This window comes from Hallella faecis, from assembly GCF_018789675.1.
GTDB lineage: Bacteria > Bacteroidota > Bacteroidia > Bacteroidales > Bacteroidaceae > Prevotella > Prevotella faecis.
The window spans coordinates 18,232-31,317 of sequence record NZ_JAHKBE010000011.1 but is presented as its reverse complement, the minus strand read 5'-3'; the positions used below and the strand labels follow the sequence as shown (position 1 = coordinate 31,317).

The following is a 13,086-nucleotide window of genomic DNA, read 5'->3' as shown; positions in this document are numbered from 1 at the left end:
TATGCGGCCTTTCGGCAATCTTCTTGGGGTTTGCTTGGCGGCGTACGGGGAAATGCTTACCTTTGCAATCGTTTTATTCTATCATGTAAGGTTAACTTAAATCGCTTAAAACGCATGAACTCAAAAGTGAAAGGTTTTGTGGCTGGCGTGCTGGCCGCTATCTTTTATGGCACCAATCCGTTGGGAGCCGTCTATTTGTACCAGGACGACATCAACTCAGCCTCGGTGTTGTTTTACCGCTATGGCTTGGCAGTGGTGTTCTTCGCCTTGTGGATGATGGTGAAGGGCGAGAGCTTTCGCATCAGTTGGGGCCACGCCATCCGCTTTGTCGTCTTAGGCGGCGTGTTCGCCTTGTCGTCGATAGCCCTCTTCCTCAGTTTCCACTATATGGATGTGGGCGTTGCCTCGACCATTCTCTTTAGTTATCCCATCATGACCGCGGTGCTCATGGTGGCGTTCTTCCATGAGCGCATCACCTTGACCACCACGCTCTCCATAGCCTTGGCCACCCTTGGCATAGCCATGCTCTATCGGGGCGACGGCGACGTGGCGCTCTCCTCGGTGGGCGTGGTGCTTGTGCTGCTGTCCTCGCTGCTCTACGCCGTTTACATCATCAGCGTAAACCAGTGGACCACCAGCTATTCGCCCTTGAAGTTCACCTTCTGGATTGTGCTGGGCGGACTGTTTTCCATTGTGGCCTTCTCGTTTGTGTCGGGCGAGCATTTGCAGATGCTCCACGGCACGCGCCAGTGGGTCTCGGCCGTCCAGTTGGCCTTGTTGCCCACCGTGCTGAGCCTCTATTTCATGACCGTGTCGATCAACAACATCGGCAGTACGCCGTCGGCCATCATGGGCGCCTTGGAACCCGTCACGGGCGTGTTTATCGGTTGCGTGGTGTTCTCTGAGACCTTCTCGTTGCGTCTCGCCATCGGCATTGTGCTCGTCCTCTCGGCCGTTATCATCATCATCATGGCGCGAAGCGACAAGAAGCCTCAAGAAGCGGCACCCAAGCGCTACCGCATCAGCTTTGTGCCGCCCCGCCTCCGCTTCCCGTTCCATAGGAAGCATGAGTGAGCGCCATAGCCCATGCGCGCGATTCGGCTCATGGGCGTATCGCCTCTCGGGATGTCCAAAACCAGTTGTCCCCCTCCTCCACACGACATGTGGGAGAGGGGGACAACTGGTTTTGGGAGGCCATGTGGGCGTCGGCCATGCGTCTCGTCGGCCAGAACGCCTAACGGTTGCCTGGGGGTTAGCAAAACAGGCGGAAGGCAACGAAGACGATGGAGCCTATGACATTGATGCAGAGGCTGATGAGCGGAACGATCCAACGGTCGCGCATCACCTCGTTGGCCTCGTCTTGGTCGGCCAGACTGATGGGTTGGCGCATCATCTTGCGGAGCGAGAAGGTGACCCCCACAGCGCAGAACGATAGGCAAAGGCCCCAGATGAGCATGCCGCTATTGGAATCGTTGAGAAATGACGACAGGCCGCCCCACAGACCCACACCAACCGCCACGGCCATGGAGGCCAGCGCCACCTTCTCCAACTTGGCGGCCAGCGGCGAGAGGCCGAGCACAACCTGTATGCGAGGCGACAGGTTCAGGTCGGGCGCTAACCGTCCGGCAAGTTTGATCTGCTGTTTGAAATACCATGTCGTTATGAAAAAAAAGGCCAAGAACAGAATGCCAATGACGCCCACAAGGTCGTCGTCGCTGAAGCAGCAGCAGATGAGGGCCACGGCAAGGCTGGCGCTCTTCAGCCGCTCTTTCCAGATGAACAAGGCATACTGTTGCAGGCAAGTGAACTCCTCGGTGTCGAGGTTGTTCTCGGGATGCTCGCCCTTCACGGCGTGGGTGAAGTACATGAGGATGACGTGTGCGGACAGTGCCGACGTGAAGTAAAAGCGGAAGGTGTGCTCAACGCCGGAGACGCAGATGTGCAAGACGCTGAAGGTGAGAAGAAGCATGCCCAACAGCACGTTGATGAGGGTGCTGGACCATGTGCGGCGCACGACGACAGGGCGTTCCTTGTTGCCCGTGGGAATGATGTTGCGGGTGCTTAAGATAAGAGGCTTCATGAATGGGAAGTAAGCGGCAGTGAGCGCGTGTGGCCCTCACCGCCGGATGATGATTAGTGTTGTGTTTGGGCCTCGGCGCTCTCCTCAAGATTGTCGCCCTGCCTACTGGCCGGCGCGTGCTTAGGCAGGCGGCGGTTGCGCCGTAAGGCGTCGGCTACGATCCACTGCAACTGGCCGTTGGTGGACCGAAACTCGTCGGCAGCCCATTTCTCCACCGCTTGCATCGTGGCGGAGTCGAGCCTGAGCACAAAACTTTTGGTTGCTTTAGCCATAGAACAAGAGAATTACATGTTGAGAGAGCCTGTGTTGACCACGGGTTGGGCGCTGTCGTCGCCGCAGAGCACCACCAAGAGGTTGGAGACCATCGACGCCTTCTTGTCGTCGTCGAGCTCCACCACCTGCTCGGATGAGAGGCGGTCGAGCGCCATCTTCACCATGCTGACGGCACCCTCCACGATCTTCTCGCGAGCAGCGATGATGGCATCGGCCTGCTGGCGACGCAGCATCACGGCGGCAATCTCGGGAGCGTAGGCCAGGTAGTTGATGCGCGCCTCCACAATCTCGATGCCCGCCATGTTGAGGCGCTCGTCGAGGCGCTCCTCCAGTTGCTTGTTGATGATGTCGCCACCACCGCGCAGCGTCACCTCGTCGCTGCTCTCGTTGTTATCGTACGAATAGAGGCCGGCCACCTGGCGCAGGGCAGCGTCGCTCTGAATCTTCACGAAGTTCTCGAACGCGCTCATGATGCTGTTTACATCGGTGCCCACGGAAGCCGTGTTGCGAGCCATGGTCTGAGAGTCGATCTCAAACATGGCTTTGTAGGTGTCTTTCAGGCGCCACACCAGCACATGGCCAATCATCACCGGGTTGCCCTGCTTGTCGTTGACCTTGATGGGCTCGGCGTCGATGTTGCGCGAGCGAAGGGAGAGGCGCTTTGTGTTGATGAATGGGTTCATCCAATAGAAGCCCACGCTCTTGAACGTGCCCTTGTACTTGCCGAAGAACATCATGACACGTGCCTCGTTGGGCTCTTGCTGCACAAAACCTTTGGCGCAAAACAGAAGGCAGACGAGGAGGAGGGAACTGATGACGCAGGGCACGGAATTCTCAGCAATGATGCTCAAGATGAGCCATCCGCCTACGGCCAAAATCAGGGCGAGAATGATGAAGAGCGCTAAGAAACCATTCATGGTGTAGCCCTCGAAACTGCGCTCGCCGCTGGTCGCGGGCGAGGAAACGGCTTGTGTTGTTTTTGTTGTTTCCATATTGAAGTTTGTTTGATGAGATATTGGGTTCAGTATAATATCATTATGATATCGCAAAGATATGTAAAAACGAGATTCCCGTCAAGAGTTTGCCCTATTATTTAACACTTGTTATGACTGCATGGGGCGCTTGTTGGGGTGGGGCGGAGTGGAAGCATGGCGATGCGCGAGGTTATTTATTATTAAAAACGACATAGTTTCAATTGTTTTTTATTACCTTTGCACACCGTAAGAATATATTCGATTAACAAGGACTTATGAACATTTTAGAGTTAAGTGAGCAGGAGATTGGCCGCCGCCAAAGCCTGCAGGAGCTGCGCAATATGGGCATCGACCCCTATCCCGCCGCCGAGTTTCCCGTGAATGCCACCAGTGAGGATATCAAGGCTAACTTCAAGGACGACGAGAAACGCGAAGTGACCATCGCCGGACGACTGATGACGAAGCGAATCATGGGTAAGGCCTCATTCGCTGAGCTCCAGGACGGCAAGGGCCGCATTCAGCTCTACATCTCACGCGACGACCTTTGCCCCGGTGAGGACAAGGACTTATATAATAAGGTATTCAAGAAGCTCATGGACATCGGCGACATCGTGGGTGTCAAGGGATATGCCTTCCGCACACAGATGGGAGAGATCTCTGTGCATGTGGAGGAGCTGACAATGCTGAGCAAGAGCCTGAAGCCGCTGCCCATCGTGAAGTATAAGGATGGTGTGGCTTACGACAAGTTTGACGACCCGGAGATGCGCGCCCGCCAGCGCTACGTGGACCTCGTGGTCAACGATGGCGTGAAGGAAACGTTCATCAAGCGAGCCACCGTGCTGCGCACCATGCGCGACTTCTTCGACAAGCATGGATATACCGAGGTGGAAACACCTATCCTGCAGAACATACCGGGTGGAGCATCGGCACGCCCGTTCATCACCCATTTCAATGCGCTCGACACCGATATGTACATGCGTATCGCTACCGAGCTCTATCTGAAGCGACTCATCGTGGGTGGCTTCGATGGCGTGTATGAGATCGGAAAGAACTTCCGTAACGAGGGAATGGACAAGTTCCACAACCCCGAGTTTACCTGCATGGAGCTATATGTGCCCTATAAGGACTACAACTGGATGATGAAGTTCACCGAGAAATTGCTCGAGACCATCTGCGTTGCCGTCAATGGAACAGACGAGGTGGAATACCAAGGCAAGACCATCAGCTACAAGGCTCCCTTCAAGCGTATACCTATCCTCGACGCCATCAAGGAGAAGACAGGCTACGACCTCAACGGACTGAGCGAGGAGGAAATTCGCGACATCGCCTTGAACAAACTCAAGATTGAGACCGTGGACGAGACTGCCGGCAAGGGTAAGCTCATCGACGAGATCTTCGGCGAGTATTGCGAGGGTACCTTCATTCAGCCGACCTTCATCATCGACTATCCTGTGGAGATGTCGCCGCTCACGAAGATGCACCGCTCAAAGCCCGGACTGACCGAACGCTTCGAGCTGATGGTCAACGGTAAGGAGCTGGCCAACGCCTACTCGGAGCTCAACGACCCCATTGACCAGGAACAGCGTTTCATCGACCAGATGAAGCTTGCCGACAAGGGCGACGATGAGGCCATGGTCATCGACCACGACTTCCTGCGCGCCCTGCAGTATGGCATGCCTCCAACAAGTGGCATCGGTATCGGTATCGACCGTCTCGTTATGCTCGTAACGGGTAAGGAGAACATCCAAGAGGTAATGCCCTTCCCGCAGTTGAAGCCCGAGGCCAAGATGCCGCAGAGCACTGTGAAGGAATGGGCCGAGCTCGGTGTGGAGGAAAACTGGGTTTACGTGTTGCGTAAGGCTGGATTCAACCTCATTTCCGACATCAAGGACCAGAAGGCGCAAGGCTTGCAGCAGAAGTTGGGCGACATCAACAAGAAATACAAGTTGGGCTACGAGAAGCCTTCTGTCGAGGAGATCCAGAAATGGATCGACGGGGCTAAGGCCTGAGAATAAGCTTCGCGGGTGGCGACCGCCAAAGGGAACCACCGTTGTGTAATCAGACAATCCTCCCATGAAAGTGGGAGGAATGCTTAGGGACTTAGAGCTTATGTACAACGTAGGAAAGATTGCCATCATTGGAGGCGGGTCGTGGGCCACGGCCATTGCAAAGATTGTTGTGGGTCACACGCACCACATAGGGTGGTACATGCGGCGCGACGACCGTATCGAAGACTTTAAGAGGCTGGGACACAACCCTGCCTACCTGAGGTCGGCTCGGTTCAATGTCGACGAGATATTCTTCTCGTCAGACATCAACAGAATCGTCAAGGAGTACGACACGCTCGTCTTTGTAACTCCCTCTCCCTATCTCAAGAATCATCTTCGGAAGCTGAAGACCAATATCCGTGACAAGTTTGTTGTTACGGCCATCAAGGGTATTGTGCCCGACGAGAACCTGGTGTGCTCCGAGTATTTTCATCAGGTCTACGATGTGCCGTTGGAGAACTTGGCGTGCATTGGCGGTCCGTCGCATGCCGAGGAGGTGGCGCTCGAACGACTGAGCTACCTCACCGTGGGATGCAAGGACGTGGACAAGGCTGCCGCTTTCACCGAGGTGCTCGCGTCGGAGTTTATCAAGACCAAGACGTCGAGCGATGTCATTGGCATTGAGTACTCGTCGGTGCTCAAGAACGTATATGCCATTGCAGCCGGCATCTGCAACGGATTGAAGTATGGCGACAACTTTCAGGCGGTGCTCATCAGCAACGCTGTGCAGGAGATGAACCGATTCTTGACAGCCGTACATCCTATCCAACGTTCCATCTACGACAGTGTTTATCTGGGCGACCTCTTGGTGACCGGATATTCAAACTTCTCGCGCAACAGGACCTTTGGAACGATGATCGGTAAGGGATACTCCGTGAAGACGGCGCAGATCGAGATGGAGATGATTGCCGAGGGCTACTTCGGAACGAAGTGTATGAAAGAGATCAACCGACACATGCACGTCAACATGCCCATCCTCGATGCCATGTACAACATCCTTTACGAAGGCATCAATCCCCAAATAGAAATAAAGTTATTAACAGATAGTTTCAGATAACAATGGAAAACATCCAATTAGACATTAGAAAAGCCACCCAGTTCCTAAATGCAGGCGTAGTGGAAGGCTATGAGAGCAAAGTGAAAGAGGCCCAAGAGGCATTGGAAAACGCTACTTGCCCAGGCAACGATTTCCTGGGATGGCTTCATCTGCCCTCAGAGATAACAGAGGAGTTCCTCAACAGTGTGCAGGCTGTGGCCAACACGTTGCGTGAGAAGTGCGAAGTGGTAGTGGTCGCTGGTATCGGCGGTTCCTATCTTGGCGCACGCGCCGTCATCGAGGCTTTGGGCAACAGTTTCGCTTGGCTCGTTGGCGATAAGAAGAACCCGGTTATCCTGTTCGCTGGAAACAATATTGGCGAAGATTACCTGGCTGAACTCACCGCCTATCTGAAGGGTAAGAAGTTTGGCGTGATCAACATCTCTAAATCGGGCACAACCACCGAGACCGCCCTCACGTTCCGCCTGCTGAAGAAACAGTGTGAGGAGCAGATGGGCAAAGAGGCCGCCAAGGATGTCATCGTTGCCATTACCGACGCACACAAGGGAGCCGCTCGCGCCGCTGCCGATAAGGAAGGCTACAAGACATTTGTCATTCCCGACAATGTGGGTGGTCGTTTCTCAGTTCTTACTCCGGTGGGTCTGCTTCCCATCGCTGTGGCAGGCTTCGACATCAAGGCTTTGGTGAGCGGTGCTCAGGACATGGAGAAGGCTACGGCTTCCGACGTGGCTTACGCCGACAACATCAGCGCTCAGTATGCCGCTGTTCGCCAGGCTCTTTACACGCAGGCCGGCAAGAAGATCGAGATCATTGCCAATTACCAGCCGAAGCTCCACTTCATCGCTGAGTGGTGGAAGCAGCTTTACGGAGAGAGCGAGGGTAAGGACCATAAGGGCATCTTCCCCGCAGCTTGCGACTTCACCACAGACCTGCACTCTATGGGCCAGTGGATTCAGGATGGCGAGCGTACCATCTTCGAGACGGTTATCTCGATTGAGGAGCCCAACAACAAGGTGCTCTTCCCCCACGACGACGAGAACCTCGACGGCCTGAACTTCCTGGAGGGCAAGCGTGTTGACGAGGTGAACAAGATGGCTGAACTGGGTACGAAGCTGGCTCACGTGGATGGTGGCGTTCCCAACATCCGCATCAGCATGCCCAAGCTCAACGAGTATTACATTGGTCAGCTCATCTATTTCTTCGAGAAGGCTTGTGGCATCAGCGGTCTGTTGGAGGAGGTCAATCCGTTCAACCAGCCGGGTGTTGAGGCCTATAAGAAGAATATGTTCGCGCTGCTCAACAAGCCTGGCTATGAGGCCGACAGCAAGGCTATCCAAGAGCGTCTTGCCAAGGAGAAGTAATTGGCATAGCGTGAACCTTTTGACGTCTTGTGTGGGATGGGACATTGAACGTTAACAATCGCCCCTCCCCCTTAAGACAGGACAAAATGCGAAGAGCCATTCCTCATCCTTTGGGTAGGAATGGCTCTTCTTTAACCCCCAATCGGTCATTGTTTTTTCAATTTGATTGGCTTTGTCTCAAGTAGGTTCTGCTGGCTTCGTGGAAGGTGTAGCGCAACAAGGCGATATGCTGACTTCAAATACGAGGCGGAAAGAAGGGCCGGTTGGAGTTGGAAAGGAGAACAATTCACAGGTTATATCACATGATTCGGTCTGACGACCGTTTTGGGTTAGACGGTTGGTTTGCAGGTTGATGGCCAACGATGACGCATTCAACAATGATACAAGAAGCAATAAACAAGTATTTGAGCAACGGAAACCTTAGCGTTCAGCGTGGTGAACGGCCGTTTAAGGTGGTGCTTTTCGATATGGATGGCGTTCTTTACGACTCCATGCCTCATCATGCCATTGCGTGGCAGAAGGCCATGGCGCAGTTTGGCTTGGTGATGACCGCTGCCGACGCTTACGCCACGGAAGGTGCTCGTGGCATCGATACCATTCGCGTGTTTGTCAAGCAACAGAAGGGTGAAGACATCTCCGAGGAGGAAGCCCAACGCATTTACGATGTGAAGACAGCCCTCTTTCATGAGATGGGCGAGGCCAAAATCTTCGATGGCGTGTATTCGCTAATGCAGCAGATCAAGCGTTGCGGCCTGCAGGTTGGTGTGGTGACGGGCTCTGGTCAGCGCCCCCTTATCCAGCGGTTGCTCGCGGATTTCGGTGAGTTTGTGGATGAGAAACACATCGTGACGGCTTACGATGTGGAGCGTGGCAAGCCCAATCCCGACCCTTATCTGATGGGATTGAAGAAGGCCGGAAACCTTAAGCCGTACCAAGGCATCGTGGTAGAGAACGCTCCTTTGGGCGTTCGCGCTGGCGTGGCTGCCGGATGCTTCACGGTAGCTGTGAACAGTGGTCCGCTGCCTGATGAGGCGTTGACAAACGAAGGGGCACATCTGCTCTTCCCATGCATTGCCCAACTGAGCGAGCAGTGGGCTGACTTTGGATTGTAGAGCTCCCAAAAGTCGATAGGAAACACAAGGTGTCGGACAAGCAAAATGCCCAAATCGTTATGCGAATAGAGCGTTCTGTTTGTCCGACACCTTTCGTTTCTACCCGTTGCACATTTCCAATCCCGGTTTCGTTTCTCCATTTTCCCGTCTTTGTTTTCTCCTGTTCCCATCCTTGTTTCATCTTTTTTCCATCTTTATCTTCCCTTGCTCCCATCTCCGATTCGTCTTTTTCGCAATTCCATATCGGCCGTCTTCTGACTATCTTTCGCCCTTGACATAGTTTTTCCCTCGCCGAACGCTTTCTCTTGTTTCCCGATTTGGGCCCACCAATTGTTTCGATGGATCACAGCATAAGTGCCTAACCGTTATTGCTTTCCGTTTCCACGTTCCCGTCTGTTGACCGTTTGGGGATTAAGATTAAATAACATAAAAGATGATAATGGACGGGAGAGAGACCATGCGAAAGCATTACTTTTGCAGTAATGAAGCGAGTAATTTGTTTGATATTGCTATTCTTGCCTTCGCTGTTGGCATTTTCGCAAGAGTCGACACGGGTTTATCCCGTGCCCGATAGACCCGTGCGCAAGTTTGTTGTGGCCGACATGGAGACCCGTGTTCCAATTCGCAAGGCCGTTGTCGCCACCAAGGATGGTTATCGCGACAGTACCAATTATCGGGGCGTTGTGCACATTCCCACCGATTTCGACACGCTAATGGTATATAAGGCGGGCTACCTAACCGCTAAGCTGACGATGAAAGAGGTGGCCGATACCACCTATCTCATTCCGAGCGGCAGTTCGCTTCGTGAGGTCGTGGTGTGGGGAAAGGATGGTTCTCAAAGCATCAACGAGAAAATGGCTGACGGCTTTGCGCGAGCCATTCAGCAAGGCGCGGCCGAGGCTCCCAGTGGTGTGGCCAGCTTCGACTTTGCCAATATGCTCGATAAAAGGGGCCGACGCGACCGCAAGCACTTGAAGAAGGTGCGCGCAGCGTTTAAGAAGATGGATCAGCTCGACGACGACCCTGTGGTGAATGCTTATCTGAAAGGCCAAGAAGCCAACCGCTTGCATCAGGAACAACAGCAAGCCCTGGACGAGCGAATTGCGCTGTTGCGGAAGAAAAGAGAGGAAAAACTGAGGCAGGCGGCGGCCGAAACGCAACGCCTGACGCAGCAAGATAGCTTGGCAACAAGTGGCGATAGCCTGCCCATCGCCACCGATTCGCTTCACGTTAAGTCCGACACCCTTGTTGCCAAGAAAACGAATGGCCTGCGCGAACAGACCACAAACACCCGTCGTGAGCTGCAACTCGACATGCAAGGCGCTGCCAACCTTCAATCGACAACTGCCGAAAAGGAGCATGCGGAGCGCCAACAGCAAGAGGCGGTAACGAAAAAGAACAAGTCGTGCCTGTCGCAACCTGCTCGAAACAAACACTAACAAGAATTGAAATCTAATGACGGATTTGGGAGAAATGATGCCGAAGGGCGCTCCGTAGTTGGATTAGAGATAAAAAAGGTCGAGACGTTTTGGTTTCCAATAGGATAACCAAAACGTCTCGACCTTATTATATATGTTTGGGTTAAACCGTGATTTCGCCTGAACCGTAGCAACGGTGGTGCTCCGCATCGTATATCACGCAGAACTGGCCAGGTGCCACACCGTGTATCTTATCGTCCGACAAGATGCGGTAACGGCCACCCTCCTCTGTCACCACGGTGGCTCCATGATGCTCGGGAGTGTGCCGAATCTTAAACGTAACACGTTTGGGCAGTTCGCTGATTCCCTCTGTCAGGAAGTCGAAACCGTGGATCACAAACTCCTGCTTATATGCGTCTTGGGGGTCGTATCCGTGGCTAACATACAACACATTGCGCTCCACATCCTTCTTGATAACAAACCACGGACCGCCTCCGAGGCCCAGTCCCTTGCGTTGTCCGATGGTGTGGAACCACAGTCCCTTGTGTTCGCCGATCTTCTTTCCCGTCTCCAGTTCGATCACTTCGCCTGGGTTCTCACCGAGGTATCGCCTCACATACTCGTTGTAATCGATGTTGCCAAGGAAGCAGATGCCTTGCGAATCTTTGCGCCTTGCGCTGACAAGATGCTCGCGTTCGGCAATCTCACGGACCTCATGTTTCAGGTAATGGCCGATGGGGAAGATGGCCTTCTTGAGTTGCCACTGCTGTATCTGCGCCAAGAAATCGGTTTGGTCTTTCACGGGGTCGGGGCTTGTGGTAAGCCATTTCCGTCCGTCGATCCATTCCGTCTGTGCGTAATGGCCTGTGGCGATGAGGTCGTAGTTGTGCCCGGCCTTCTCGTCGAATGCGCCAAACTTGATGAGGCGGTTGCACATCACGTCAGGGTTGGGCGTAAAGCCCGCCTTCACCTTGTCCATGGTGTAGCGCGTCACTTGGTTCCAGTATTCCTTGTGGCAGTCGACTACCTGCAACTTACAACCATACTTGGCTGCCACGGCGGTGGCCATTTCGAGGTCTTCCTCCGAGCTGCAGTCCCATTCCTCCTTCTCCTCAGGTCCAATCTTGATGTAGAAGCAGTCGGGATGGAGGCCGAGCCTTGTCAGCTCGTACACCACCACGCTGCTGTCCACCCCTCCTGAGAGGAGCAGGGCTATGCGCTTGTCCTTTATCTCGTCTATGTTCATTTGCCGTTGGTTGTTGCGGGGTGTTGCCCCTGTGGTTTACAGTTTCTTGAGGTCCACCATGTCGTTATGGCGTCTGTGGCGCTCCTCCACGAGCTTCAGCAGCTTCATCTTACGCTTCGGCTGAATCAGTCGGCGCACGAAGATGTTAGGGATGGCCACACCCAGTGCGATGAAGAGGATGACGAGCGAAGCCTTGATGGCCCAGTTGAAGGCCACGGTGAGTTCGCCGATCACGCCGTCCATCTGTATGAATCCGAAGAGTGCGCGATACATCATCACACCCGGAATCATGGGGATGACCGCTGGTATGGCGATGACCTGATGGGGCACATGGTGCCAATGCTGCGACTGTGTGGCGATAAGACTTGCCACGCATGATCCCACAAACGAACCGATGATGATGCCTTGGTCGAGACCGACGTTGCCATTCGACGGACCGAGGTTCACAAAGTTGCGTATGCAGACAGCGCAGATGCCCATGATGGCCAGCACCGGCATGATGCGTTTCGGGGCGTTGAAGATGGTAGCGAAACCCATGGCCGAGACGGCTGCTGCGATAGCGTAGTTTACAAAGGTGTTGTGCGGTGTCATGCTGAGGTCCTTCACAAAGTTGTCGATGCCACAGATCTGTATGGCAAACACGATGCCGAACGACATGGCAATGATCATCATCAGCGTGATGAGGGCTCGGGTGATGCCCACTTGCACATAGTTGCCCACCATGTCGGTCACAAAGTTGATGAGCGGCACGCCCGGCACGATAAACAGTGTGCAGGCCATGAGCGGATGGAAAGGCGTGTCGGAATGCATGAAGTCGGGGACCTGGCTGGCCAGCGTTGGGTTGGTCGACAGGAATGTGGTGAGCCAGCCCAGCAGGGTGGCGAAGAACGCGCTAATGGCGATGCCCACATATCCGTTCCAATGGAGTTTGCTCAAGAACATTTTCAGGCGGAAGCCCAGAATGGCAGCGAACGACGCATAGAAGAAGGCGGGCCAGTCGCAACCAAACTGCACACAGAATCCGCCGCACGCAAAGCCTGCTGCAATTGCAATCATCCAAGGCGTGTAGTTCTTCTTGGCATTTTTGAGCGCCGTGAGCTCCGCCTCGTATCTGTCGAGGCTCCAGTCTTCCCTGATGGCTGTCCACAGCACCTTGCTCACCTTCGAGATGATGGTGAAATCCACGCAGTGGCTGTCGATGCGCTGGTATTTGGAGAAGGAGTGGGTCTCATCGCTGAGGTTCACCATCACGATGTTGAAGTTGAGGTAAATGTGAATGTACTCGTGCGGCAAACCCAGATACGCCTCACAACGGTGTAGGTTGCGCATGATGCGTGCACAGTCGGCGTTGCTGGCCATCAGCAGGCATGCTGTGCGCACCAGTAGGTCGAGCTTGCGGCGTAGCGTTTGCACGTCGGTGCCTTGTTCGCTCTTGATTTCTTGTTCTTCGACGATGGCTTCTTCTTGTTTCATTTGTTCTTCAAACGATAATTCTTGAATCTCTTTCTTCATGTAAG

At 54.0% G+C, this 13,086-nt stretch carries 11 protein-coding genes; 6 read left to right on the top strand and 5 right to left on the bottom strand.

Features of this window, described 5'->3' with window-relative positions; genetic code table 11:
• The first annotated feature begins 114 nt into the window (after positions 1–114).
• Entirely contained in the window at positions 115–1,074 is a 960-nt protein-coding gene (locus KM934_RS04395) for a DMT family transporter (protein WP_215759409.1), read from the top strand.
• A gap of 178 nt (positions 1,075–1,252) precedes the next feature.
• Here KM934_RS04395 and KM934_RS04390 read toward each other — a convergent pair whose 3' ends face one another.
• From KM934_RS04390 to KM934_RS04380, 3 genes are read right to left on the bottom strand one after another with little or no spacing between them, the layout of a single operon-like run.
• A complete protein-coding gene (locus tag KM934_RS04390) occupies positions 1,253–2,080 on the bottom strand; it encodes a hypothetical protein (protein ID WP_215759408.1) in 828 nt (275 codons plus the stop codon).
• A gap of 53 nt (positions 2,081–2,133) precedes the next feature.
• The gene (locus KM934_RS04385) at positions 2,134–2,352 is read right to left on the bottom strand and encodes a DNA-binding protein (protein ID WP_215759407.1); all 219 of its coding nucleotides are present in this window, start codon (positions 2,350–2,352) and stop codon (positions 2,134–2,136) included.
• A 12-nt stretch (positions 2,353–2,364) separates the two neighbouring features.
• On the bottom strand, positions 2,365–3,345 hold the full coding sequence (locus KM934_RS04380; RefSeq protein WP_215759406.1) for an SPFH domain-containing protein: 981 nt from the start codon (positions 3,343–3,345) through the stop codon (positions 2,365–2,367).
• Between the two features lie 257 nt (positions 3,346–3,602).
• Here KM934_RS04380 and lysS point away from each other — a divergent pair, with 257 nt between their 5' ends.
• The 5 genes from lysS (at position 3,603) to KM934_RS04355 (ending at position 10,344) form a co-directional block, all read left to right on the top strand.
• Positions 3,603–5,336, top strand: coding sequence for a lysine--tRNA ligase (gene lysS, locus KM934_RS04375; RefSeq protein ID WP_215759405.1), 1,734 nt, complete (start codon positions 3,603–3,605; stop codon positions 5,334–5,336).
• Positions 5,337–5,436: 100 nt separating this feature from the next.
• Entirely contained in the window at positions 5,437–6,432 is a 996-nt protein-coding gene (locus KM934_RS04370) for an NAD(P)H-dependent glycerol-3-phosphate dehydrogenase (RefSeq protein WP_215759437.1), read from the top strand.
• Positions 6,433–6,434: 2 nt separating this feature from the next.
• On the top strand, positions 6,435–7,793 hold the full coding sequence (locus KM934_RS04365) for a glucose-6-phosphate isomerase (RefSeq protein WP_215759404.1): 1,359 nt from the start codon (positions 6,435–6,437) through the stop codon (positions 7,791–7,793).
• Positions 7,794–8,170: 377 nt separating this feature from the next.
• A complete protein-coding gene (locus KM934_RS04360) occupies positions 8,171–8,905 on the top strand; it encodes an HAD family hydrolase (RefSeq protein WP_215759403.1) in 735 nt (244 codons plus the stop codon).
• A gap of 482 nt (positions 8,906–9,387) precedes the next feature.
• On the top strand, positions 9,388–10,344 hold the full coding sequence (locus KM934_RS04355) for a hypothetical protein (protein WP_215759402.1): 957 nt from the start codon (positions 9,388–9,390) through the stop codon (positions 10,342–10,344).
• Positions 10,345–10,486: 142 nt separating this feature from the next.
• Here the strand turns inward: KM934_RS04355 and mnmA are convergent, their stop codons facing one another.
• Together mnmA and KM934_RS04345 are read right to left on the bottom strand one after the other, a co-directional pair.
• On the bottom strand, positions 10,487–11,569 hold the full coding sequence (gene mnmA / locus KM934_RS04350; RefSeq protein ID WP_215759401.1) for a tRNA 2-thiouridine(34) synthase MnmA: 1,083 nt from the start codon (positions 11,567–11,569) through the stop codon (positions 10,487–10,489).
• A gap of 36 nt (positions 11,570–11,605) precedes the next feature.
• On the bottom strand, positions 11,606–13,042 hold the full coding sequence (locus KM934_RS04345) for a threonine/serine exporter family protein (protein WP_215759400.1): 1,437 nt from the start codon (positions 13,040–13,042) through the stop codon (positions 11,606–11,608).
• Positions 13,043–13,086 lie beyond the last annotated feature (44 nt).

Coding starts and splice junctions, on each gene's coding strand:
- lysS (WP_215759405.1), top strand. CDS start 3,603: ATGAACATTTTAGAGTTAAGTGAGCAGGAGATTGGCCGCCGCCAAAGC.
- mnmA (WP_215759401.1), bottom strand. CDS start 11,569: ATGAACATAGACGAGATAAAGGACAAGCGCATAGCCCTGCTCCTCTCA.
- KM934_RS04355 (WP_215759402.1), top strand. CDS start 9,388: ATGAAGCGAGTAATTTGTTTGATATTGCTATTCTTGCCTTCGCTGTTG.
- KM934_RS04395 (WP_215759409.1), top strand. CDS start 115: ATGAACTCAAAAGTGAAAGGTTTTGTGGCTGGCGTGCTGGCCGCTATC.
- KM934_RS04370 (WP_215759437.1), top strand. CDS start 5,437: ATGTACAACGTAGGAAAGATTGCCATCATTGGAGGCGGGTCGTGGGCC.
- KM934_RS04380 (WP_215759406.1), bottom strand. CDS start 3,345: ATGGAAACAACAAAAACAACACAAGCCGTTTCCTCGCCCGCGACCAGC.
- KM934_RS04385 (WP_215759407.1), bottom strand. CDS start 2,352: ATGGCTAAAGCAACCAAAAGTTTTGTGCTCAGGCTCGACTCCGCCACG.
- KM934_RS04365 (WP_215759404.1), top strand. CDS start 6,435: ATGGAAAACATCCAATTAGACATTAGAAAAGCCACCCAGTTCCTAAAT.
- KM934_RS04390 (WP_215759408.1), bottom strand. CDS start 2,080: ATGAAGCCTCTTATCTTAAGCACCCGCAACATCATTCCCACGGGCAAC.
- KM934_RS04345 (WP_215759400.1), bottom strand. CDS start 13,042: ATGAAACAAGAAGAAGCCATCGTCGAAGAACAAGAAATCAAGAGCGAA.
- KM934_RS04360 (WP_215759403.1), top strand. CDS start 8,171: ATGATACAAGAAGCAATAAACAAGTATTTGAGCAACGGAAACCTTAGC.